The sequence below is a fragment of the Polynucleobacter sp. es-EL-1 genome (genome assembly GCF_018687975.1).
In the GTDB taxonomy this organism is placed as follows: domain Bacteria; phylum Pseudomonadota; class Gammaproteobacteria; order Burkholderiales; family Burkholderiaceae; genus Polynucleobacter.
The window spans coordinates 156,002-180,029 of record NZ_CP061310.1 but is presented as its reverse complement, the minus strand read 5'-3'; the positions used below and the strand labels follow the sequence as shown (position 1 = coordinate 180,029).

At 45.2% G+C, this 24,028-nt stretch carries 23 protein-coding genes; 8 read left to right on the top strand and 15 right to left on the bottom strand.

The window, feature by feature from the left end:
* Window positions 1–13: 13 nt before the first annotated feature.
* Window positions 14–1,033, bottom strand: coding sequence for a 2-dehydropantoate 2-reductase (locus tag FD974_RS00985; RefSeq protein WP_215364982.1), 1,020 nt, complete (start codon window positions 1,031–1,033; stop codon window positions 14–16).
* A 115-nt stretch (window positions 1,034–1,148) separates the two neighbouring features.
* On the bottom strand, window positions 1,149–2,564 hold the full coding sequence (locus FD974_RS00980; RefSeq protein WP_215364980.1) for a sodium:solute symporter family protein: 1,416 nt from the start codon (window positions 2,562–2,564) through the stop codon (window positions 1,149–1,151).
* Window positions 2,565–2,672: 108 nt separating this feature from the next.
* Between FD974_RS00980 and FD974_RS00975 the strand changes: the two genes are divergently transcribed.
* Window positions 2,673–3,665: a squalene/phytoene synthase family protein gene (locus tag FD974_RS00975; RefSeq protein ID WP_215364978.1), complete on the top strand. Its 993-nt coding sequence runs from the start codon at window positions 2,673–2,675 to the stop codon at window positions 3,663–3,665.
* Here FD974_RS00975 and FD974_RS00970 read toward each other — a convergent pair.
* Window positions 3,662–4,174, bottom strand: coding sequence for a methylated-DNA--[protein]-cysteine S-methyltransferase (locus FD974_RS00970; RefSeq protein ID WP_215364976.1), 513 nt, complete (start codon window positions 4,172–4,174; stop codon window positions 3,662–3,664). The genes FD974_RS00975 and FD974_RS00970 overlap by 4 nt on opposite strands.
* 117 nt (window positions 4,175–4,291) lie before the next feature.
* On the opposite strand from FD974_RS00970, the gene FD974_RS00965 reads away from it, so the two are divergent.
* Genes FD974_RS00965 through zapD form a run of 6 tightly spaced genes read left to right on the top strand, consistent with a single transcriptional unit; the run spans window position 4,292 to window position 9,614 of the window.
* Window positions 4,292–5,581 (top strand): HlyC/CorC family transporter, encoded by a 1,290-nt coding sequence (locus FD974_RS00965; RefSeq protein WP_215364974.1) that lies wholly within the window; start codon window positions 4,292–4,294, stop codon window positions 5,579–5,581.
* A gap of 20 nt (window positions 5,582–5,601) precedes the next feature.
* On the top strand, window positions 5,602–6,648 hold the full coding sequence (locus FD974_RS00960; RefSeq protein WP_251374619.1) for a GspE/PulE family protein: 1,047 nt from the start codon (window positions 5,602–5,604) through the stop codon (window positions 6,646–6,648).
* On the top strand, window positions 6,639–7,712 hold the full coding sequence (locus FD974_RS00955; RefSeq protein WP_251374618.1) for a type II secretion system F family protein: 1,074 nt from the start codon (window positions 6,639–6,641) through the stop codon (window positions 7,710–7,712). The genes FD974_RS00960 and FD974_RS00955 overlap by 10 nt, the downstream gene beginning before the upstream one ends.
* Before the next feature lie 26 nt (window positions 7,713–7,738).
* Window positions 7,739–8,209: an A24 family peptidase gene (locus tag FD974_RS00950; protein ID WP_251374617.1), complete on the top strand. Its 471-nt coding sequence runs from the start codon at window positions 7,739–7,741 to the stop codon at window positions 8,207–8,209.
* A complete protein-coding gene (gene coaE / locus FD974_RS00945; protein ID WP_215364968.1) occupies window positions 8,167–8,850 on the top strand; it encodes a dephospho-CoA kinase in 684 nt (227 codons plus the stop codon). Before FD974_RS00950 ends, coaE begins: the two co-directional genes overlap by 43 nt.
* An 11-nt stretch (window positions 8,851–8,861) precedes the next feature.
* Window positions 8,862–9,614 (top strand): cell division protein ZapD, encoded by a 753-nt coding sequence (gene zapD / locus FD974_RS00940; RefSeq protein ID WP_215364966.1) that lies wholly within the window; start codon window positions 8,862–8,864, stop codon window positions 9,612–9,614.
* Here zapD and FD974_RS00935 read toward each other — a convergent pair.
* The 8 genes from FD974_RS00935 to secA form a co-directional block, all read right to left on the bottom strand.
* Complete coding sequence (locus FD974_RS00935; RefSeq protein WP_215364964.1) at window positions 9,611–10,027, bottom strand: NUDIX domain-containing protein; 417 nt, start codon at window positions 10,025–10,027, stop codon at window positions 9,611–9,613. The genes zapD and FD974_RS00935 overlap by 4 nt on opposite strands.
* 11 nt (window positions 10,028–10,038) lie before the next feature.
* Entirely contained in the window at window positions 10,039–10,899 is an 861-nt protein-coding gene (locus tag FD974_RS00930) for an ATP-binding protein (protein WP_215364962.1), read from the bottom strand.
* A gap of 11 nt (window positions 10,900–10,910) precedes the next feature.
* On the bottom strand, window positions 10,911–12,146 hold the full coding sequence (gene argJ, locus FD974_RS00925) for a bifunctional glutamate N-acetyltransferase/amino-acid acetyltransferase ArgJ (protein ID WP_215364960.1): 1,236 nt from the start codon (window positions 12,144–12,146) through the stop codon (window positions 10,911–10,913).
* Window positions 12,147–12,488: 342 nt separating this feature from the next.
* Window positions 12,489–12,743 (bottom strand): MoaD/ThiS family protein, encoded by a 255-nt coding sequence (locus FD974_RS00920; protein WP_215364959.1) that lies wholly within the window; start codon window positions 12,741–12,743, stop codon window positions 12,489–12,491.
* Between the two features lie 9 nt (window positions 12,744–12,752).
* On the bottom strand, window positions 12,753–14,009 hold the full coding sequence (locus tag FD974_RS00915; RefSeq protein ID WP_215364957.1) for an NAD(P)/FAD-dependent oxidoreductase: 1,257 nt from the start codon (window positions 14,007–14,009) through the stop codon (window positions 12,753–12,755).
* 9 nt (window positions 14,010–14,018) lie between these two features.
* Entirely contained in the window at window positions 14,019–15,866 is a 1,848-nt protein-coding gene (locus FD974_RS00910; RefSeq protein ID WP_215364956.1) for an aldehyde ferredoxin oxidoreductase family protein, read from the bottom strand.
* 25 nt (window positions 15,867–15,891) lie between these two features.
* Window positions 15,892–16,365: a 4Fe-4S dicluster domain-containing protein gene (locus tag FD974_RS00905; RefSeq protein WP_215364954.1), complete on the bottom strand. Its 474-nt coding sequence runs from the start codon at window positions 16,363–16,365 to the stop codon at window positions 15,892–15,894.
* Window positions 16,366–16,514: 149 nt separating this feature from the next.
* The gene (secA, locus tag FD974_RS00900; RefSeq protein ID WP_215364952.1) at window positions 16,515–19,280 is read right to left on the bottom strand and encodes a preprotein translocase subunit SecA; all 2,766 of its coding nucleotides are present in this window, start codon (window positions 19,278–19,280) and stop codon (window positions 16,515–16,517) included.
* A 53-nt stretch (window positions 19,281–19,333) separates the two neighbouring features.
* On the opposite strand from secA, the gene FD974_RS00895 reads away from it, so the two are divergent.
* Entirely contained in the window at window positions 19,334–19,837 is a 504-nt protein-coding gene (locus tag FD974_RS00895; RefSeq protein ID WP_215364951.1) for a hypothetical protein, read from the top strand.
* Window positions 19,838–19,843: 6 nt separating this feature from the next.
* Here FD974_RS00895 and lpxC read toward each other — a convergent pair whose 3' ends face one another.
* The 4 genes from lpxC to ftsA form a co-directional block, all read right to left on the bottom strand.
* Window positions 19,844–20,758, bottom strand: a complete 915-nt coding sequence (gene lpxC / locus FD974_RS00890; protein WP_215364949.1) for a UDP-3-O-acyl-N-acetylglucosamine deacetylase — start codon at window positions 20,756–20,758, stop codon at window positions 19,844–19,846.
* 26 nt (window positions 20,759–20,784) lie between these two features.
* Entirely contained in the window at window positions 20,785–21,285 is a 501-nt protein-coding gene (locus FD974_RS00885) for a peroxiredoxin (protein WP_215364948.1), read from the bottom strand.
* A 122-nt stretch (window positions 21,286–21,407) separates the two neighbouring features.
* Window positions 21,408–22,748: a cell division protein FtsZ gene (gene ftsZ / locus FD974_RS00880; protein ID WP_215364946.1), complete on the bottom strand. Its 1,341-nt coding sequence runs from the start codon at window positions 22,746–22,748 to the stop codon at window positions 21,408–21,410.
* A 47-nt stretch (window positions 22,749–22,795) separates the two neighbouring features.
* Complete coding sequence (gene ftsA / locus FD974_RS00875; RefSeq protein WP_215364945.1) at window positions 22,796–24,025, bottom strand: cell division protein FtsA; 1,230 nt, start codon at window positions 24,023–24,025, stop codon at window positions 22,796–22,798.
* Window positions 24,026–24,028 lie beyond the last annotated feature (3 nt).

Below are 24,028 nucleotides of genomic sequence, written 5' to 3'. Positions count from 1 at the left end.
CCTACTTTTTCAATTAGTAACCTGAAACAGATGGCAAGGCTAAGCTACCTCTAGAGGCCTGAACATTCTCATCGAGATACTTTGTCAATGCAAAAACAGTATTGAGACATGGGGTTGGAGTTTCAGTAATTTTGCCAAGCTCAATGACTGAACCCAATAAAGCATCGATCTCTAAACTACGGCCAGCCTCTAAATCCTGAAGCATCGAAGTTTTATGCTTACCCACTTTTTCGGCGCCTGCAATACGACGCTCGATATCTACGCGGAAAGTAACACCCAACTTCTCTGCAATGGTTTGTGCTTCAGCCATCATGTTGCGAGCCAACTCTTTTGTTAATGGATATTGGCAGATACCTTCCAAAGTGCCATGTGTCAAAGAGCTAATTGGGTTAAAGGTCATATTGCCCCACAGTTTTAGCCAAATCTCAGAGCGAATGTCTTCCAAAATGGGTGACTTAAAGCCAGCAGCAGTCATCATTTCAGACATTTTCTGAATACGATCTGTTTGCTTGCCATCTAACTCGCCTAATGGGAAGCGATTGCCTTCGACGTGACGAATCACTCCGGGAGCTTGAGTAAAGGTAGCAGGATAGACAACGCAACCAATAATATTGTTTGGATTAATTGCCTTCTTCGCAGCACCACCAGCATCCACAGTCTCGACAGAGTGGTCTTGATACTCACCACCCAGTTTTTGGAAATACCACCACGGAATTCCGTTTTGCATTGGAATGAGGATGGTTTCTGGACCCATGATCGAAGCCAGATCATCAATAATTGGCTCGACCTGATGAGCCTTTACCGCCAAGATGACTACATCAGGAGTTTCAGCATCCGTAATCTTCTCTACCGCCTTTACATCCGCCACCAAAGGCTCAGGCTGGTCATCCATAATCAGCGCTAAGCCGCGCTCCTTAATAGCTGCTAAGGTTGCCCCTCGCGCAACAACGGTTACATCATTGCCGGCACGAGCCAACATGACAGCAAGGTAACCGCCAATAGCGCCCCCTCCACCGATCACACAGATTTTCATAAGAACTCCATAAAGATAAGAAATTTTGAATTAGCGCAATATTAGATGAGAACATTTTGCGGTGCAATAAAATAATTTTGCCTATTTTTTGAGCAAATTTAAGAGGGAGATACCCTTAGATTGAATTTAGCCTTGTTCTAGGTACTAAACCGCCCAATAACATTCCCGCAATGCTGGCTAAAAGGCCCGCCAGTTGTGGGGGAAGAATGGCGTTTGGAGACAACACTTCGCAGCTAATCCAAACCGTCAGCCCACCTACAACCGCCAATAACCCGCCTAAAGAATTTGCTTTAGACCAGTAAACCCCAAAAGCCAAAGGGACAAACGCGGCAACCAGAGTAACTTTATAGGCATTTTCAACCATCTTGAAAATCGATAATTCTGAATTGATCGCAAAGAAAGTAACTACGGCTGTAAAGCAAAATACAGTAATTCGCATGACTTTCAGGAGATCCTGATCGGATAAATGCTTGAAGAAGCCGCGCACAATGTTCTCAGCAAACGTGACCGAAGGTGCTAATAGAGTTGCACTTGCGCAACTCTTGATTGCTGAAAGCAAGGCTCCAAAGAACATCACCTGTGCGATGAGAGGCGAATGATCCAAAATCAGTTTAGGCAAGATCATTTGGGGGTCAGTATTTATATACTGATTTACCAAATCAGGACTAATTATGACCGCCGAATACGCTAAATAGAGGGGCACAAATGCAAAAACAAAATACAAGACACCGCCCAATAGAGCAGCTTGTATTGCGATAGTCACATTTTTAGAAGAAGTAATGCGCTGAAATACATCTTGCTGAGGAATCGAGCCCAACATCATCGTGCAAAGGGCTGCTGTGAAACCCAAGATCGAAGCCAGATTCATATCAGGCCAAAAATTGGAGAACTGCCCAGCAGCTGATGCATGCTCGATGACCACACCAATTCCACCAGTTTGCGAGGTAATCTCCCCGCCGATATACAACATCCCAATCACAATGATGATCATTTGAATAAAGTCAGTGATCGCCACTGACCACATACCCCCAAACAAGGTGTAAATGAGTACGCTCCCCGCGCCAATCAGCATGCCAGCCGTTTGGGTAATTCCGCCATCAGAAACTACGTTAAAAACCAAACCGAGTGCTTTAATCTGAGCCGCCACCCAACCAAGGTAAGAAACCACGATACATAGCGTTACCAAAACCTCAACTGTGCGGCCATACTTTTCCCGAAAGAAATCACCAATCGTCAACATGCGACGGTTATAGAGATGACGAGCGAAAAACAAGCCCACCAAGATCAAGCATAAGGATGAGCCAAAAGGGTCAGAAACAATGCCCCCTAAACCTTCTTTTAGAAAAGTGGCGGGAATACCCAGAACTGCTTCAGATCCGAACCAAGTAGCAAAAACAGTCGCAGTCACTACGGGAAGGGGGAGGCTATGGCCCGCTGCAGCAAAGTCAGCGGTATTTTTTACTCGGAGGGCGGCCCACAGACCAATGCCGACCGATAACACCCAATAGATGATGACAAACCAAATCAGCATCGCCCAATCGCTCCCTCATGAATTTGCACAAATTATATGGCTTTGTCACTTATGCCATTAAATGAATATAGGCTGAGGGCAGCTCTTCCTATCTGACATAATTTAGAGGTGAATTCTGCAGATCAGCACCTAATAGAGCGTCAAAAAAGTGATCTAGCCTACCAAAAGGCTATTTTGGGTTCAGTATCACGAACTTTTGCTCTCACCATTCCACTGTTACCCTCAGAAATGGAGGTGGTAGTAGGCAACACTTATCTACTGTGTCGGATTGTGGATACGATTGAAGATGCGGCCGAGCTCTTACCAAACACCAAGCAAGAGCTCTCTGCACTATTTATAGAGGCTGTGCTTGGCTCCATCCCCGTAACCTTATTTGTTGAGCCTTGCTTAGATGCTTTAAAAGCACACTCCAATGTTGATGAGCTTGATCTCATTTCCCACACCCCTACTGTTCTGCGCATTTTGCATACCTTCCCAAATGAGGATCAGGCTGCAATTAGTCGTTGCGTCTCCATCATGTCCGAAGGAATGTCCTACTTTCACAATCGACAATCTGCAGTTGGGCTTAAGGACCTTGGGGAATTTGAAAAGTATTGCTATGTAGTTGCAGGAGTGGTTGGCGAGCTTCTCACCACTATTTTTAGCAACTACTCTCCTGAGTTTGCTAAAAGAATTAAGGGGCATGAGAAATTAGCGATTGATTTTGGTCAGGCACTACAAATGACCAATATTCTTAAGGACTCGCCAGAAGACAGAGCACGAGGTGTCTCATGGATGCCAGCTGATATAACTCAAGAATCACTTCTTAGCATTGCCTATAAAAAGCTCCAAAATTCTCTTGCCTATATTTTCCTCATTCCAAAAACTGAAAAAGGGATGCGGCAATTTTGCTTTTTAGCCTTTGGACTGGCAGTGATGACTCTTGAGAAAATTGCCACTCGCAAGGAGCTTGACGATCAAGCGCCAACAAAACTCTCTAGAAATACGGTTTGGCTGTTTTACGGATTTACCAAAATTGCCGCATGTAACGATCTCATGCTGAAAATATTCTTCCATATCGCATCTCAGAAACTGAGAAAAAATACTGTATTACATTCCTAGAGCGCACCTTCGTGCTTTAAAAGCCAGAGCTTTACTTGGCGATAAAAACCGGGATGATTTTCTTTCATAAACCCCCCGATGCCTTGCGCTGATATAACTCGGTGGCAAGGTGTAATTAGGGGGTAAGGATTTGAGCCACAGGCAGTTCCCACCGCTCGGGGTCCACTCTGAATTTTTTTAGCCAACCCCCCATAGGTCTGGGTATTGCCAACTTGAATGTCTTGGACAGCATTCCACACTTTTTGCTGATGCAGAGTGCCAGCAGGCTTTACTGGCAAATCAAAGACAAAGGCTGGATTTTGAAAATATTGTTCACACTGCATTGCAAACAACTTGGCTAAATCATTGCTTGGGCGCACTAAAACAGCATCAGGCGGCAAATAATCCACCTTGGAAATCATCAAACTACCATCAATGAGCTCTGTTTCCACTCCCAAACACCCAAAAGGCGCGGACATAACGCAATATTTCTTTAAATTAGGCGTTATTTTTAGATTAGAAGCTGTCATGCTGAAGATTCTGACATAGATATCCGAAGGCATTCTGATACATCTCAGCCACTGAGATAGATACTGAAACCGTACTTTGCTATATTGATTCTTCTTATTATTTTGTAGGCGTACTGAATGGACACTTTTTTTGATGATTGGCCCCTCATTGGTCAAGTCGCCTTAGTCCTATTTTTACTTGCTCTTTCTGGCTTTTTTTCAATGGCTGAAACGAGCATGCTTTCCGCCAATCGCCATCGTCTTCGCGCAATGGCTCACAACGGTAACCGAGGTGCCGCCCTAGCGGAACGCCTATTAAAAAGAATTGACTCGCTTCTCTCAGTCCTGCTCATCTCCAACAATCTAATTAATACCGTCTTACCTATTCTAGTAACTGGTATCGCTTTACATATTTTTGGTGATAGCGGCGTAGTTCTATCTATTGCCACGTTAGTAGTGGCATTACTGATCATCATCTTTAGCGAAATCACCCCGAAGGTCATCGGTACCGCATTTCCAGAAAAGATAGCCAGCAAGGTTGGCTGGGTTATTCTGCCACTAAGCTATATTCTGAAGCCACTGCTATGGTTCATCAATAGCTTTGTATCTGGACTGATGAAAGCTTTACGACTGCAAACCTCCGCTGAAAATAGGGCAATGAGTAAAGAGGAGTTACGCAGCTTAGTCCTCGAATCCAATCGATTTGTATCGACCCATCATCGCAATATTTTGCTCAATCTATTTAACCTAGAAAATATTCTGGTTGATGATGTCATGACGCCGAGATCTAAAATTGAAACCTTAGATCTATCAAGACCTATTGATGAAGTAATGCAGCAACTAGAAACTTGTTATCACAATAAATTGCCGGTTTGTGATGGAGACTCTGAGCGCATCATCGGGATTCTTTCAGTAAAAAAAGCATTATCTCTGCTGGGAAACACAGAACTTTGTCATGAAGACTTTAAGGCACTTCTCAATGAGCCTTACTTTATTCCCAGCGGCACTCCAGTCTTACAACAAATGCAGTTTTTCCAAGACAATCAGCAACGCTTGAGTTTAGTCGTCAATGAATATGGTGAAGTGCTTGGACTGGTTACCTTTGAAGATATTGTCGAAGAACTCATTGGTGAGTTTACGACCTCGTTCTCCAATCTTTCCAATGAACCTCACTGGCTTGCAGATGGGACATACCTTGCCAACGGTACTGCAGCTCTCCGTGATTTAAATCGTCTACTCAATTTAGATTTACCTTTAGATGGGCCGCGCACTTTAAATGGTCTCATCCTAGAAAAACTAGAGGCCATTCCAGATCATGACGTGAGTATCCGCATTGCTGATGTTGTGATGGAAATTGTGCAGTTTGATGAGCATAGCGTGAAAACCGTCAAACTCTATCGCCCAAATAGTCAGCCTGATATTCATTGAGCAATTTGCAGCATGATTCGTTGATTGTTCGAACCTGGCATGAAATTACTGTAAATGCATTAGAGTCCAGAGCAAGCGATATTCACATCGAGCCTAGATCCCTGCAGGGTGAAGTACGCCTTAGGGTTGATGGGCAACTGATTCACCAAACTCAATACCCCATTAACTTACACGAGCGCCTAATTACGCGCATCAAAATGTTATCGCGTCTCGATATAGCTGAGAAAAGAATTCCTCAAGACGGTCGCCTATCCATTGGTCACATTTTCAGCAAGCCCGATACTAACTGCCGAGTCTCCATTATTCCCACGCTTCATGGTGAAAAAGCCGTTGTTCGCATATTGCCCAATCAAGTAGGTGATCTATCTCTTGAAAAACTTGGTTTATTACCCGAACAACTAGATTTATTTCGTCATGCGCTACGCCAAACCAATGGCTTAATTCTGGTAACAGGCCCTACGGGAAGCGGTAAGACACGCACTCTGTATAGCTGTCTTAATGAACTCAATCAAGTCAATCGCAATATCTGCTCAGTTGAAGACCCTATCGAAATTCAACTGCCAGGCATTAATCAAGTAGCCTACCATCCACGTGCTGGCTTAGATTTCCCAACCATCATCCGAGCTTTACTTCGGCAAGATCCGGATGTCATCATGATCGGTGAGATACGTGATATTGCTAGCGCCCAATTGGCAATTCAGGCCGCCCAAACTGGACACCTCGTTCTTAGTACGCTTCATACTCGCAATGCATCAGGGGTATTAAGTCGCCTTAAAAACTTAGGGATTGATTCCGAGGCAATTGAGTCTTGTTTACGCTGCGTTAGCTCACAAAGACTAGTGCGTCAGCGTTGCATGCAATGCATCAACTATATAAAGACCGATCAATGTCCTCAATGCACTAGCTCGGGATACTTTGGTCGCATAGGCGTTCATGAGGTTTTAGCAGGGAGTCAACTTTTTTCATCTGCTCCTTTTTTAGATCTTCATTCTGCAGGAGCTCTCGCTGTAAAAGCAGGATTGATTGACCAAGCCACCCTAGATGATGAAGTAGGTACTTGGCATTGAAAAATTTCATTTCAAAAAATGAGTTGAGTCAATTAGAGCAACTGCATTTTGCACAGCAACTACTCTCCTTGATCCAAGCTGGATTGCCACTACTCAATGCCATTGAAATCATCACCCAATCCACCCAAAAATCCTGGCGCGGATGGCTAGAACAAGTTCGCTTGCACTTACAAGGCGGCAATAGTCTTTCGCATTGCCTAGGCGCAAAAACTGGAAAGTTCTCTCAAGAATTTATCAACCTGATTCGGGTAAGCGAACGCTCTGGAGATCTTGGCTTAGCGCTGGATACGATCTCAAAACAGCTAGAGGCCCAAATTGAATTACGTCGCAAAGTAATTCAATCTCTTACCTACCCCTTAGTTACACTCGCCACTTCAGTGACCTTGGTCATTGTGATGATGCTTTGGGTAGTGCCTGTATTCAAAGAGGTATTTGATAACTTTCAAGCAGAGCTCCCAGCACCAACACTGCTACTGATTGCTATCTCCCAAGTGATTGAGAAAAATTTTATTGGCTTACTCATCATCAGCATATGCATCATCACTTGCTTCTTATTTTCATGGCATAAGTTAATTGCTTTACAACGCCATTGTGATCGCCTCGTCTTGAGATTGCCGCTACTGGGTAATTTATTTAGACTAGCAACCCTTGGAAATTGGTGTCGAACCTTAGGGCACCTCATCAATGCAGGTCTAGCGCTTCCAGATGCACTCCGAGTAACAGCGCAATCTTCCAATCATTGGGTAAGTCATGACTTTAGCGCTGAAATGTTTAAGCATCTCACGTGTGGCTACCCAGTCAGTGAAGCGCTCAAAAAATCAGATCCTCGAGCCCTCTTCATGGATACTGAAACCTTATTACTACTTCATATCGCTGCACAAAGTGGATCATTAGCGCAAATGCTTAATAAGCGTGCCAATACTCTTGATCAACAACTGAGCAGTAAACTCCACTCACTCAGCAATAGCTTAGAACCCTTCCTCATTCTTTTGGTTGGGTTTGTCATTGGTGGATTGGTCATAATTCTGTATCTACCTATCTTTAACCTAGGGCAAATTGTTTAATGGGCTTGGAATCACTCCACTTCATAATGAAACTGCTGCTGATATTGAGCTTGCTGTATCTAGCTTATATCGATTGGCACACCTTTCGCCTGCCAGACTATGTCACATTACCCTTAATTTGCATTGGAATAGTTTTTAACGCGGTAAGTGAGCCAGGATTTACCAATACCTCATCTGCCTTGATTGGAGGAATTATGGGCTATGGGTTTTTATGGGCCCTCAACACTGGGTTTAGAGCCATAAAGGGGCGCAACGGAATTGGCATGGGAGATGCCAAACTCTTGGCTGCTCTTGGAGCATGGCTAGGATGGGTTGCACTCCCCAACATTCTTTTCATTGCCTCGTTTCTTGGGCTTATAGGCGGGCTTGCTTGGCTAAAATTCAATAAACAAAAGTTACACCAGGCTTTTCCATTTGGCCCATTTTTGGCTATTGCTGGCATTATTGAGTTGTTATGGCCACAATTCATTCAAAACCTTCTTCCCCAACTGATTTAGCCCACCTAAAAGGGGTGCTTCCCCTGATTGGATTAACGGGAGGCATCGGTTCGGGCAAAACGACTGTGAGCGATCTACTTGGTAAGCTTGGCGCCGGCATTATCGATACAGATCTCATCTCTCATGAAATTACCGCCCCCGGCGGCAGAGCAATTGCAGGTATTCAAAAAGTATTTGGTCTTGAATATCTTGACTCTCAAGGTGCTCTTGATCGCCCAAAAATGCGCGCCCTCGTATTTGGAGATCCTGCAGCCAGAAAAACACTAGAGCAAATTACCCATCCCCTTATCCGAGAGGAGACCGCCAAGCTAGCTACTTCATTAGCTCAAGCGGGCGCTCCCTACCTTGTGTTTGTTGTTCCCCTGCTTATTGAATCGGGCTCATGGCGTAATCTAATCGATTACCTTGTGGTGGTTGACTGTCCAGAAGAAACCCAAATTGCTCGTGTGATGCACCGCAACAATATGCCTCGTCAGGCAGTAATAGATATCCTCAACGCGCAAACTAGCCGCACAGCACGTCTTGCTGACGCTGATGCAATTATTGAAAATCAGGATGATTTAGAGATTCTGAAAACAGCAGTTTTCAATCTGCACCAAAAAATACTAAAAATTGGCAAAGAGCAGCCTAGTTCGTCATAGAATATAGGCTTGTGATCGTCTACGAATACCCTTTTAATGAATTAGTTCGAAGCATGCTTCGGCTTGAGTATTTGTTCGCTCGCTTTAATCATTTTCTAAGATCGGATGATCCTGAACTTCATCACAATGCTGTCGCCATACTATTTGATTTAGGTGATATTGGCTCTCGTGGTGATATCAAATCTTTGCTACTAAAAGAATTTGAACGTCAAAAGTATGCCCTCAATGGTTTGCGATCTTCCCAGAAGGTAGACCAAGAAACTTTATTGAAAACCCTCTCTGAAATTGATAAGGCTGCACTCAATATCAATCAATCTATGGGTAAACCAAACTCTGCGATCACTGAAAGTGAATGGCTTAATGCGATTCGCACCCGCCTCAATATTCCGGGAGGCACGAGTCCAATTGATTTGCCCAGCTATCATGCCTGGAAAAATAGCCCCTCTAATCAGCGTAGAGAGTTATTAGAGAATTACGTTACCCCACTTCTACCTTGGCATGAAGCATGCCAAATATTTTTGCGCCTATTACGCCAATCTGGTGAAGCGAAAGATGTTGTGGCACATCAAGGATCTTTTCAGCAAGCACCCTCTGGTAAGGTTTATCAACTGATGCGCATTGCCGTGGAAGATGACTCGCTATTCTCAGAGATTAGCGCAAACAAATATTTGCTATCGATTCGTTTTCTCAAAGCTGATCGAGATAAAAAACCACAAATCGTAAATGTGGATGTACCTTTTAGACTCACCCTCTGCCAGCTTTAAATCTTTAGGGATCTAAGCTTTTCAAGCATTGGCCATGCTGCTGGCAATAAAGGCTCAACACTTGGCTTTACCTCTGTAAGCAGCTCCCAAGATAAAGCCTGACCTTCTTGCCCTCTAGGAGTACCTTGCCATTGTCGAATGATGCTGACATGTAAGCGCACATAAGCATGAGGATAGTCATGCTCTAAAACCAGTAGCTCTTCACTTTCTTGTATATCAATCCCAAGCTCTTCCTGAAGCTCACGTTTAAGCGCATCAAACACAGATTCGCCAGCCTCAATTTTTCCACCCGGGACTTCCCAATAACCAGCATAAGGCTTACCTTCGGGCCTCTGACCCAAAAGATAACGCCCTGTTGAGTCCAGCAAAATACCTGCGGCAACCTCAGTAACTGGGCGATCGACTTTAGTCATCAATGAAATTTTTACTTAGTATGTGAGCCAGCCCAGTGCTTAGCAAATTGCCAAGCCACACGACCAGAACGTGAACCGCGCTCCAAGGCCCAAACCAATGCATCTGCACGAGCAGCTTCTATTTGCGACTCACTCAAACCAAAATGACGCAACCAATGTGTCACGATGGCTAAATATTCATCTTGCTTTGGAGGATAAAAAGAAAGCCACAAACCAAAGCGCTCAGATAAAGAAATCTTTTCCTCAACTACTTCGCCTGGATGAATCTCACCATCATCGCCATGAACATAACCCTCGTTATCTTTCATGTACTCAGGCAATAGATGACGCCTATTGGATGTGGCATAAATCAAAATATTATCTACCTGAGCGGACACAGATCCATCCAGGGCGGATTTCATGGCCTTATATCCAGACTCACCATCTTCAAAAGAGAGGTCATCACAGAAAATAATAAAGCGTTCCGGTCTATCCGCCAGCAACTCCGTGATGTCTGCCAAATCAGCCAAGTGCTCCTTCTCAACCTCAACCAGACGTAAACCTTGACTCGCAAATTCATGGAGACTAGCTTTAATCAAGGAAGATTTTCCAGTGCCTCGTGCGCCCGTTAGCAAAATATTATTTGCTGGCTTTTTTTGGATAAAGTTTTTGGTATTGTCACGAATCGCATCACGCTGACGATCAATATTTTGCAAATCTTCAAAACTAATGTCAGCCACATGCTTGACTGGCTGCAAAAAACCAATGCTGCCAAAAATACTATCGCGCCGACGCCACCTAAATGCGGTAGAGGATGACCACTGCTCTTCAGTTAAAGGCTTAGGTAAAAACGTTTCTAGGTGACTTAAGAGTCTGTCTAATTTTTCATTCATATTACTGTTTCCTACGAGCGGTAATCGGCGTTAATGGAAACATAATCGTGAGATAAGTCACAAGTCCACATGGTTTGCTCAGCTGAACCACGGCCTAAATCTATCTTGACGGTAATTTCAGCTGCTTGCATCACTCTTTGACCATCAGCCTCTTGGTAATCAGGATGGCGCCCACCATTTTTAGCCACCCAAACATCCCCAAGCCACATCTGGACTTGATTGACATCGAGGTCTGCAATACCCGCATAACCAATCGCCGCAAGAATACGGCCTAGATTTGGATCGCTTGCAAAAAAAGCTGTTTTTACTAATGGAGAATGCGCTACAGCCTCTGCGACTAAGCGGCACTCTTCATTGGTTTTGCCACCCATGACTTCGATCGTCATAAATTTAGTGGCACCTTCACCGTCTCTCACAATCATTTGAGCTAACAGACAAGAAATATCAATCAGTGCCTTACGCAACACCGCATAACTAGGATCGTCAGTTGATTGAATGGAAACTGAAGATTGCCCCGTAGCCATGATGATGAAAGAATCATTCGTTGAAGTATCACCATCAATCGTAATAGCATTGAATGAAAGATCGGCAACCTCTTGCGTCAACTGACTGAGTAGACCAGGAGCAAAGCCAGCATCGGTTGCAATAAACCCGAGCATGGTTGCCATATTGGGGTGAATCATTCCAGCGCCTTTACAAATACCAGTAATCGTTACTACACCTGCCGGCGTTTGAACGGATACCGAGCTTGCCTTGGGCTGAGTATCGGTCGTCATAATTGCCTCAGCAGCATCCAACCAATGATCTGCATTTAAATTGGCAACAGCATTTGGTAAGGCAGCAATTAATTTTTCAATAGGAAGCGGCTCTAGAATCACACCGGTTGAAAAAGGCAGAATCTGTTCTGGGTTTAACTTTAATTCCTGAGCAAGAGCATCACAAGTTGCCAAAGCATCTCGCATTCCACGCTCTCCAGTTCCCGCATTGGCATTACCAGTATTGACCACCAAGGCACGAATTCCGCCTTTGGCATCCCCCAAGGCCAAATGCTCGCGACATACCTGGACAGGGGCGGCACAAAACCGATTTAAGGTGAAAACGCCAGCAATCTGTGACCCAGGAACCAAGGTCATCACCAATACATCTTTACGATTTGCCTTCTTAATCCCAGCTTGGGCAATACCCATTTCAAAGCCCTTAACAGGCTTTAATTGGTCTTTTTGAGGAAGAGGTAAATTTACTGACATAGAACACTCAATGAATATAAATAGAAAAGGGGCTTAGCCACCACCCCTACGAGTATAAAGATCAAATCGTTTCATGAGTTCATCTCGCTCACTTATTGTCAATTCTTGGGAAAAGGAGAAGCTGATATCCATCACCGGGATATTTAAGAGGGCTATTTTTCGGGGTGGCTTTGTTAATGCGATGATTTCAACTATAGGCTCGGGATACACATATATAGCTAGGCCGTCTATCGTCAAATTTGTAGAGGGATAGTAAGATCCCATCGCTAAAGGAAGCCAGCGTATGAGATCTTCCGAAGAGCACCCCATTTCTCTTCTGATTTTCTGCATTTGAATCAATATTCAACCGCCAGCCACAGGCGGGCAAATAGCTAAAGCATCGTTTTCTTTCAGAACATACTGGTCACGTTCACTGGGCTTGATGTAAACACCGTTAACCATAACCAAATGGGCTGATTTACTGGGAATGCTAAAGCGGGTGATCAGATCTCCGATAGTTGCGCCCTCTGGCACATCTATATCTGCTTCAATGCCATTTTTTTTATTAGGGGGTAAGTAAGCCGTCAGACTGGCAAAAAGCTTGAGAGTAACTTGCATACCTCAAGCTTAATTCATCCAGGTCGATTGTGCTTGCCCTTTAGCCAAATAGGCTTCCATTACCTTGGTGGGATCGCCTAATAAAACTTCTTTCCATGACCCCAAAGCAATTTTGCCCTGAATTAAACCCCTCAGCACGCCAATATGTTCAGTAGTTCCAACACAGGTTGCACCAATTAATACATCATCCAAAAACTCTAGGCGAATATATTTATGCAACTTTTTATCAATCATCTCAACGTGATCGCCATCTCTAGATCCTGACCATAAACCAAATGAGGAAGAGATTAATCCTAGGGTATCGAGAACATTAATCTGGAGCGCACCTAAACTCTCAGTTTTTCCCCCAGCCATATTGATCGCAGCAATCCGAGCCTGCTCTGCAGCATTTGGTTGAATAGCGTTAATAATCCGCTGCCCGGTTGAAAAATCAATACTCTCCGTTACATCGCCAGCTGCAAAAATATCAGGATGGGAAGTTTGCATTTGTTGGTTAACCAGTAGACCAGTATCAATATTTAATCCTGAATTTTTGAGGAATCCAATATTGGGCTTGACCCCTGTCGCAGAAATGACTAAGTCAACCTCTAAGGTTTTGCCATTCGATAACTTCACATTCAAAGCTGAATTACTTTTTGAAATTTCCTCAACCCGAGTGTGGGTAAATACTTCGACGCCCTTGGATTGAACCCACTCCTTAATCATCCCACCAGCGGCTTCAGTCATCATTCTGGGAACCATACGATCACCCATCTCAACAACTGTCAATGAGACCTGACGACTTGCCAGAGCCTCTAAAATAATGCATCCAATAAATCCTGCGCCCATCTGCAGCACACGTGCCCCCGGCTTAGCCAAAGCGGTAATCGCGCGTGCATCCTCCAAAGTCCAGCATGAGTGAATGCCCGGCAAATCAATCCCTGCAATAGGGGGACGAACAGGCAGCGACCCAGTGGCAATTAATAGCTTATCAAAGGTAATTTTCTTACCATCATGCAATGTCAATTCTTTTGCATTGCAATTCACAGAGTCAACCCGCGCTTGAATGGATTGAACTTGTAGTCTTGCAAAATGTTGGGGATCTTTTCGTAAATATGTGCCCTGCTCCCCAATATTTCCCATGAGCAAATAGGGAATCGCCATACGGGAATATGGCGGCGAATCTTCAGCACCAATCATCACGATTTCTGCCGAAGGGGAACGCTCACGAATAGTTTCTGCGGCAATGACCCCTGCTGGGCCATTGCCTAATATGACATGCCTCATATACAAGAACTATAGCCCTAAACGTTTCAAAGTTTCTGCACTAGGGCGCCCTTCAGGATCCCAACCACGAACCTTGTAGTACTCAGGAAGCATTTTGTCGAGTCCACTCACAGAACCTTTTCCAGGACCTGTTTTGGCAGCCTCAGTCATCAAACGCTTAGGCAGATTGTCATCTTTATGAGTAAAACCAGCACGGTTATTAAAATCACGCTCCATATTCCAGATGCGCTCACCAATGGTAGTTAAGTTTTCAACTGTAAATTCATCACCGCAAGCGGCTTGCAACTGCGGAGCAACATCGGAAAGCGTCCATGCAAAGCTTGTAAAGATACAAATTCCCGCAGAATCAAAAGCGGCGGTTGCATCCTGAAACGCTTTTACCAACTCTGGCTTTCCATTTGTATCTGCTGGCTCAGTTTTTACGGGAATGCCAAGAACCTCTGATGCAATGGTGTAACCGCGCAAATGGCAGGCACCTCGATTTGAGGTTGCATACGCTAGACCAATGCCCTGAATCACGCGACCATCATATGCAGGAAACTCTTGGCCTTTCACACTCATTGAAAGGTCAGGATGACCATATTTTTTGGTCAAGCGCGCAGATCCAAGACCCATTTCCTTGCCAAAACCAATTCCCTCAGCGGTAATTTCGACCAAATAGCAAAGCGCCTTCGCCGAACCAAAAGGAGCTTCAATACCAATTTGCTCTTTGGTAAGAACACCCATCTCATAGAGCTCCATCACAGCACCGACGGTGGCCCCAAAAGAAATCGGATCTAAACCTTGCTCATTACAAATTTGATTCGCATATTGAAGCGCCTCTAAATCATTCACGCCATTAGCTGCGCCTAGCGCCCAAGCGGCTTCATACTCTAGACCTCCAGAAGCATGCATATGTTGCGGCTTGTTCTGAATAGAAAAATGGGTGTCATCGATCTTAGAGATACGGCCACACGCAATCGTGCAACCAAAACACGCTTGGTTGGCAACGAGATGGGCCTTACCATCAGTAGCTCTGGGTTCTGCCATTGCCTCTGCCGAAATATCCTTGGCGCCTTCAAACTGAACATCTTGATGATTTCGCGTGGGAAGCGCACCCACTTCATTGATGACATTCATCAGCACTTGTGTGCCATAAGTGGGGAGCCCCTCGCCGGTAACTGCATGACCCGCTAAAACAGCTTTACCAGCAGTAGTCGCAGCCATAAATGCTTTGGGATCCTTGAGATTACCAACGCCCTTAGTGCCTCTCACAGCAATCGCTTTTAAATTTTTACTTCCCATCACAGCGCCAACGCCGGATCTTCCTGCGGCACGGTGTAAATCGTTCACGATTGCTGCGTACAAAACTTGGTTCTCTCCAGCCTTACCAATGCAAGAGACACGAATCAAAGGGTCTTGATGTTTAATCTTGATAGTTGGCTCTGTTTCCCAAACAGATCTTCCCCAGATATCAGAAGCATCAATTAACTCAGCCTGATCGTTTTCGATATACAAATACACTGGCTTGGGTGACTTTCCTTCAAATATCACCATATCCCAACCGGCCATCTTTAATTCAGCACCCCAATAACCACCAGAGTTAGAGCATGCAATTGCGCCAGTCAAAGGGCCTTTAGTAACAACGGTGTATCGGCCACCCGTTGAAGCCATCGTTCCCGTGAGGGGGCCAGTCGCCCAAATAATTTTGTTCTCTTCAGAAAGCGGATCGACTTTAGGATCCAGCTCTTCCACTAAGTATTTAGATGCCAAACCCCTAGATCCTAAATACTCTTTTGCCCATTGCATATTCAGGGACTCAGATTGGCAAGTGCCTTTTGTTAAGTTAACGCGTAAAAGTTTTCCAGCCCATGACATGGTGTATTTTCCTATCCTGAATTAATTAAGCGCCAACTTGATTGCCAAGCTTATCGGCCCATTCACGCATCTTGTCTAAACCAGTCCAATTGGAGTCAACATAGGTAATGGCCTCAGTAGGACAGGCTGTTGCACAGGCAGGGTCACCACCGCAAAGATCGCACTTCTGAACTTTGCCCGTCTCCTGAACGTAATTGATAGTCCCAAAAGGACAGGAAATCGTACAGACCTTGCAGCCTACACAGGTATCAGCTGAAACTACTTTTGCCCCAGTCAGGAGATCTACTGTGATGGCGTCTACTGGACAAGCCTGGAGACACCAAGCATCACTACATTGAGTGCAGGTGTAGGGAACCTTCTTCCCGGTGGCATGAAAGTCAAACACCTTTATCCGGGATAGTGATGGATTAAAAGTACCGTAGTTTTCATAACTACAGGCCATCTCACATTGAAGACAGCCTGTGCATTTATCTGCATTAATGTGCAGGGACTTTTGCATACTGGATCCTTTTGCTCGTAACGGCAATTTCTTACATATAGACCTTCATATTCAAGGATGCAAGGCAATCTTGATAGCTAGGGAAATCCCTAAATGCGGTAACAAAAAACGGGGGCAATGCCCCCGTTGATTTTTTATACCCCACTTACTTAAGCAAGTGCACCGCAGCAGTTCTTGTACTTTTTGCCGCTACCGCAGGTACATGGGTCATTGCGACCTACTTTGGGACCTGATCGAATCGGGGCTGCCACTACTTTGATTTCGTTTTCTTGATCAGGGGCGTGCTCAGCAAACTCACTCTCGGCATCAGCATGTTGATACTGGACGTCCGAAAGCTTTGCAAGATCTTCATTCATGGATTCAGAAGCTTCATCCAATTCACTTGCACTCCGAATCTGCACTGTCATGATATTTTTCACAACATCATTTTTGATGACATTGAGCAACTCACCGTACAACTCAAATGCCTCACGGCGATATTCTTGCTTTGGATCTTTTTGCGCATAACCCCGCAAGTGGATACCTTGACGCAAATGATCTAAGGCAGCTAAATGCTCACGCCAATGCGTATCCAAGCTATACAGCAATACTGAGCGCTCAAAACCGGCAAAAGAAGGTCTGCCAGCGAGCTCAACCTTTGCATCGTAAACCTCCTGAGCAGCCTCCAAAACACGATCTACGATCTGCCCATCTTCAATTGACTCAGCATTTTCTACCCAATTCTTGAGATCAACTGTAAGACCCCAGTCACTGGCTAAAACATTCTCTAACCCCAACAAATCCCACTGCTCTTCCATGGACTCCTGGGGTACGTATAGCGCACAAATACCTCTCAAGACGTCTTCACGCAAATTGGCTACCAAATCACCAACATCGCCACTCTCAAGAACTTCGTTTCTTAAGCGATAAGTTTCTTTGCGTTGATCATTTGCAACATCGTCATACTCTAATAGCTGTTTACGAATATCAAAGTTGCGGCCCTCTACCTTGCGCTGGGCAGACTCAATCGAACGTGTCACCATGCCAGCTTCAATGGGCTCGCCATCAGGCATCTTGAGACGATCCATGACAGCACGCAAACGATCACCTGCAAAAATACGGAGCAGCGCATCGTCTAAGGAAAGATAAAAACGTGAAGATCCATGATCTCCTTGGCGACCCGCACGACCACGCAACTGGTTATCAATACGACGACTTTCGTGACGCTCGGTGCCAATAATGTGTAAACCACCTGCCGAGATCACTTGATCATGCAAACTTTGCCATTCATCTTGCAAGGTTTTAATCTTTGAAGCTTTTTCTGCAGCAGATAAGTTTGCATCTGCCTCAATCAAGGTTGACTGCTTGCCAACATTGCCACCCAACACAATGTCAGTTCCACGACCAGCCATGTTGGTAGCAATCGTGATCATCTTTGGTCGCCCTGCCTGAGCAATGATCTCTGCTTCACGAGCATGCTGTTTGGCATTTAAGACTTGGTGTGGAAGCTTACGCTTATCTAGTAAGTCTGCAATTAATTCTGAGTTTTCAATGGAGGTAGTGCCAACCAATACAGGTTGGCCGCGCTCATAACAATCTTCAATATCTTTAATTACCGCGTCGTAACGTTCACGAGAGGTCTTATAGATTTGATCTTGACGATCTTTTCTCTGGCTGATTCGGTTTGGCGGAATCACTACTGTCTCAAGGTTATAAATCTCCTTGAACTCATACGCTTCGGTATCTGCAGTGCCCGTCATACCAGCTAACTTGCCGTACATACGGAAGTAGTTCTGGAAAGTAATGGTTGCTAGCGTTTGATTCTCATTCTGAATCGGTACACCTTCTTTAGCCTCGACTGCTTGATGCAGGCCATCTGACCAACGACGCCCTTGCATTAGGCGGCCAGTAAATTCATCAACAATGATGACTTCTTTATTTTGCACAACGTAATGCTGATCCCGATGATACAAAGCATGCGCACGCAAGGCAGCATAGACATGGTGCATCAGAGTAATATTTTGCGGGGCGTATAAGGAGGCGCCATCATTTAAAGCGCCTAATTGCACTAAAGCAGCTTCAGCTTTATCGTGACCCAATTCAGTGAGGTAAACCTGTTGGGTCTTTTCATCGACCCAGTAGTCGCCTGGTTTTTCAACCCCAGTGCCATCGGCTTTTTCCTCGCCAATTTGTCGCTCTAAATACGAAGGTAAGGCATTAAGCTTTAAATACAGATCAGTGTGGTCTTCTGCTTGGCCGGAAATAATTAAAGGCGTGCGTGCTTCGTCAATCAAAATAGAATCGACTTCGTCAACGATGGCATAGGCTAAGCCACGCTGTACACGCTGACCAACGTCTTGAACCATGTTATCGCGTAGATAATCAAAACCAAACTCGTTATTGGTTCCGTAAGTGATATCAGCAGCGTATGCCTCTTGCTTAGTCGTATGATCCATCTGCGAGAGATTGACCCCAACCTTCATACCTAAGAAGTTATAGAGAGTAGACATCCACTCAGCATCACGCTGAGCCAAATAATCATTTACTGTAACAACATGGACACCTTTGCCTGTCAAGGCATTCAGGTAAACCGGTAAGGTCGCCGTTAAGGTTTTACCTTCCCCGGTTCCCATTTCAGCAATCTTACCTTGATGCAATGCCAGACCACCCATGATCTGCGCATCAAAGTGACGCATCTTCATTACCCGTGAACTTGCCTCACGAACTACTGCAAAAGCTTCTGGCGCAATATCGTCGAGGGATTCGCCCGCAGCTAAGCGTGACTTGAACTCAGCCGTTTTTGCTTGGAGTGCAGCATCATCCAAAGCTTGCAAGCTGGGCTCAAAAGCGCCTACCTTAGCAACTACTTTGCGATACTGTTTTAAGAGGCGGTCGTTTCGACTGCCGACCAGGGTTTTGAGAAGACCGATTACCATGGGATATTGAAGTAAATTAAGTACTTGAGTTTATCACCCGCACCCTCTTTTTTATGAACTTTGCCCCAAAACCTTCCCGTAAGAATGCTGCCCATGATTGGCAGGATTTTCTACGGGATTCCGAAGGTCTTGGCGGTATTCTGGCTAAAACTGAAGATTTGGTAAAACTCAGAGCCTCTCTTAGGGCCGCACTGAGCGATCTCGATTTGGAGCATTTAGCCCCGAAAATTGAAGCTGGTTGGCGCTCCGGCAGTCAAAATGAGCTCTTTCTGCTGGTCAGTGGGGCCAGTATTGCAACGCGCCTCCAACAGATTTTACCTAGCTTAATCAATAGCTTAGGAAAAAATGGGGTGATTTGCACCAGCATCAAAGTCCGTCTCAAACCTGCCCCACCGCACTGGGAAGTAAAGCCGCAAGAAGGTGCGAAACCAACCGCAAAGCCAAAGGGTTTAAATGCTGTAGCTAGGAACTCTTGGGAGGAACTACTCAAAAAAATAGCTCCGGATTCGGAGCTAGGTAAAGCCGTAAAGCGATTACTTCAAAATAAGCCGAGATAGCCAGTACTAGAAAAACAGTGGCTGACTCTCTTTAGAGTATGCGGCTGGCGCCTTATTCTCGGGATAACCGGTAATTTCATAGGCTGAAGGATCTTCAAGCAATTTACGCAATAAAGCATTATTCAAAGCGTGCCCCGATTTTTCAGCAACATAGGCGCCAATGATGGGATGACCAACCAAATATAGGTCACCAATAGCATCCAAAATTTTGTGTCTTACAAACTCATCTTCATACCGCAATTCTTCATTATTCAGAATGCGATGCTCATCAAGCACGATCGCGTTATCTAAACTTCCCCCGCGCGCCAAGCCCATTTCTCGTAATGCTTCTACTTCATGGGCAAAGCCGAAAGTACGAGCGCGTCCAATTTCACTACGATAGGCATGCTCAGCAAAATCAACAATAAAACGCTGTCCTGTCTTATCCACTGCAGGATGCTTAAAGTCGATAGTGAAATCCAGCTTAAATCCAAAGAAAGGTTCGAGGCGTGCTAGCTTATCGCCGTCTTTTACTTCGATTGGTTTTTTTATTACCAAAAACTGTCTTGGTGCATCCTGCTCCGCAATACCAGCCGATTCCATCAAGAATAAAAATGAAGCAGCACTACCATCCATGATGGGCACTTCTTCACCATCTAATTCAATCAATAGGTTATCCAGTCCCAAGCCAGCACAAGCTGATAGCAAATGCTCAACTGTAGAAACCCGAACTCCATCTTTCTGAATCACTGATGCAAGACGTGTATCGCAGACCGCTAAAGCGGTAGCCGGAACAATTGCTTGCTCCGGCATATCCATACGTACAAATAAAACCCCTGAATTGACTGGCGCAGGCTTAATAGACAAAGTCACCTTACGCCCTGAATGCAAGCCAATCCCCACGGTTTTAATCGGAGTAGCGATTGTGCGTTGCTTCATCATGGTTTTATAAATTCAGGTAAATGTTCTTACAGCTTATTTAATGTAGAAGCGGCATCGCTAACCTCAAACTTACCTGGCGCTTCAAGATCCAAGGTTTTTACTGTGCCATCTTCAACAATCATGGCATAACGTTGTGAACGAACACCGAGACCGCGCGCAGTGAGATCGAACTCCATGCCTAATTTCTTCGTAAATTCTGCACTACCGTCACCAAACATGCGAACTTTTTTTCCAACCTTCAGGTCGCGACCCCATGCACCCATTACGAATGGATCATTAACAGAGATACACCAAATCTCGTCAACACCTTTTGCTTTCAGAGCATCATAGTGCTCAACATATCCAGGAACATGCTTAGCGGAACAGGTTGGTGTAAATGCACCAGGCAAAGCAAAGATCACGATTTTCTTACCAGCAACGAGTTTTTCTACTTCAAATGCATTGGGGCCAACAGAACAACCCTCGGTGGCTTCATCTAAAAACTCATACAAAGTGGCATTTGGTAATTTTTGTCCGACGGCAATCATAAAGTCTCCAATTCGTTAATTATTAAATAGTAGTGATGAGTATGCCAACGCTAGCGCAGGATTCGTCGTCCGGAGGGGCGCTGCGCTGGCATTTTCAATCTACTATTGTATTGAGCAGTGCTTTAGTCTGCTTGCTTACGTAAAAAAGCGGGAATTTCGTAATAATCCGCCCCTTTATCCAACATGGTTTTTGCCTGAGGAGAACTATCGGCACCTAAAGTAGGAGCTGGTGTAGCCTCGCGAGAACTACGAAATACTCGTGGCAAATCATATTGGCTGTAATCAACACTGCCAGCAGCTGCCTGGGAAGCCATTGAAGGTACGCTACCGGACCCTGTCTGCGCTAAACCTGCACTGGCGCTCAATGCTGAATCTAAACCGACCTTACTCATCGCAGCAGAAGCGCTTGCTGGTGCAAAACTATTGAGATCAGCCATGGTTGGCATCGCATCATGCGTACCAGTAGCTTGTCTCCATACCACTTCAGGTTGATGACTTTGACGAGCCTGTGGATTATTCAAACCTGTAGCGACCACTGTTACGCGCAATGCATCACCCAAACTCTCGTCATAGACGGTACCAAAAATCACGGTAGCATCATCAGCAGCATAACCACGAATTGCAGCCATTACTTCGCGAGTTTCAGATAATTTCAATGAACGGCTAGCAGTGATATTGACCAATACACCGCGCGCGCCTGAAAGATCTACGCCTTCCAATAGTGGTGAAGCAACAGCAGCTTCAGCAGCTAAGCGAGCGCGATCCATTCCGGAAACAGTCGCTGTTCCCATCATCGCTTTGCCTTGCTCACCCATTACAGTCTTCACGTCTTCAAAGTCGACGTTGATCAAACCCTGAACGTTGATAATTTCTGCAATACCCGAAACAGCGTTATGCAATACATCATCGGCGCATGCGAATGCCTTATCAAACTCTGCATCCTCGCCCATCACTTCAAAGAGTTTCTCATTGAGAACCACGATCAATGAATCCACATAAGACTCTAGCTCAGCAGCGCCATTTTCAGCGACCTTTAGACGCTTCACACCCTCAAAATCAAATGGTTTGCTAATGACTCCAACAGTCAAGATGCCCATCTCTTTGGCTACTTGCGCAACGATTGGAGCTGCACCAGTACCCGTACCACCACCCATACCGGCTGTGATAAATACCATATGCGCACCTTGCAATGTATCTGCAATACGTGCGCGCGCCTCTTCAGCAGAAGCTGCGCCAATTTCAGGTTTTGCGCCAGCACCTAATCCGCTAGAGCCTAGTTGCAAATTCACAGATGCTTCAGAACGCTGTAATGCGCCTGCATCGGTGTTCATGCAAATAAACTCTACGCCGTTTACACCGCGACGAATCATATGCTGAACAGCATTACCGCCTGCTCCACCAACCCCAACCACTTTAATAATGGTTTTCCCGGCTGTTTCTTGATCTAACATTTCAAATTCCATATACCCTCCTAGGTAATTAATGAACTACATTGACGACGACGAAAAACTTAAAAATTTCCTGCAAACCATTCCTTCATGCGCGAGATAACACTTTGCAGCGCGCCTGACTGAGATACACGACGACCACGCAATAATTGAGCCTGGCCCTCCATTAGCAATCCAATGCTGGTTGCAAAACGTGGACTGCGCAACACTTCATGTAAGTGACCTCGATACTCAGGAGTACCAATACGTGCTGGGCGCAAAAATACTTGCTCTGCCAACTCAACCATTCCTGGCATTAATGAGGTGCCACCAGTCAGTACGATTCCTGAAGACACCATATCTTCGTAACCTGAATCTCGCACCACACCTCGCACTAAAGTAAATAGCTCTTCAACCCGCGGTTCAATTACTGCAGCTAATGCTTGCTTTGACATTGGGCGAGGGTCACGATCTCCAACGCCTGGCACATCAATCATGGCTGCAGGATCAGCCATATCTTGGCGAGCTATCCCGTATTGAATCTTGAGATCTTCTGCATCAATTGTTGGGGTACGCAAGGCCATTGCAATGTCATTGGTAATTTGATCGCCGGCAATTGGAATAACCGCTGTATGACGAATGGAGCCTTGACAGTAAATGGCAATATCCGTTGTGCCGCCACCGATATCCACCAAGACAACACCCAACTCTTTTTCATCTTCAGTGAGGACGGCCAAACTCGATGCGAGTGGTTGCAATATCAGATCATTCACTTCCAAGCCACAGCGACGAACGCATTTGACAATATTTTGGGCGGCACTAACCGCTCCAGTAACGATATGTACTTTGACTTCTAAACGAAGCCCACTCATACCGATAGGCTCGCGGACATCTTCCTGTCCATCGATAATGAATTCCTGAACAAGAATATGAAGAATTTGTTGATCAGTTGGAATATTGATCGCTTTCGCGGTCTCTAAAACACGCTCTACATCACCAGCGCTGACCTCTTTATCCCGAATAGCTACCATACCGCTAGAGTTAAAACTCACGATATGGTTACCAGCAATTCCAGTAAAGACTTGGGCAATTTGGCGATCAGCCATTACCTCGGCCTCTTCTAATGCTTTCTGAATGGACTGAACCGTTGCCTCAATGTTGACGACAACGCCTTTTTTGAGGCCCTTCGATGCGGTTTGACCTACGCCAACAACATTAAATTGGCCATCAGGTGCTAATTCAGCAACCAAGGCAACGACCTTGGAGGTCCCAATATCTAAACCCACCAATAAATCGCGATTGTCCTTACTCATTCT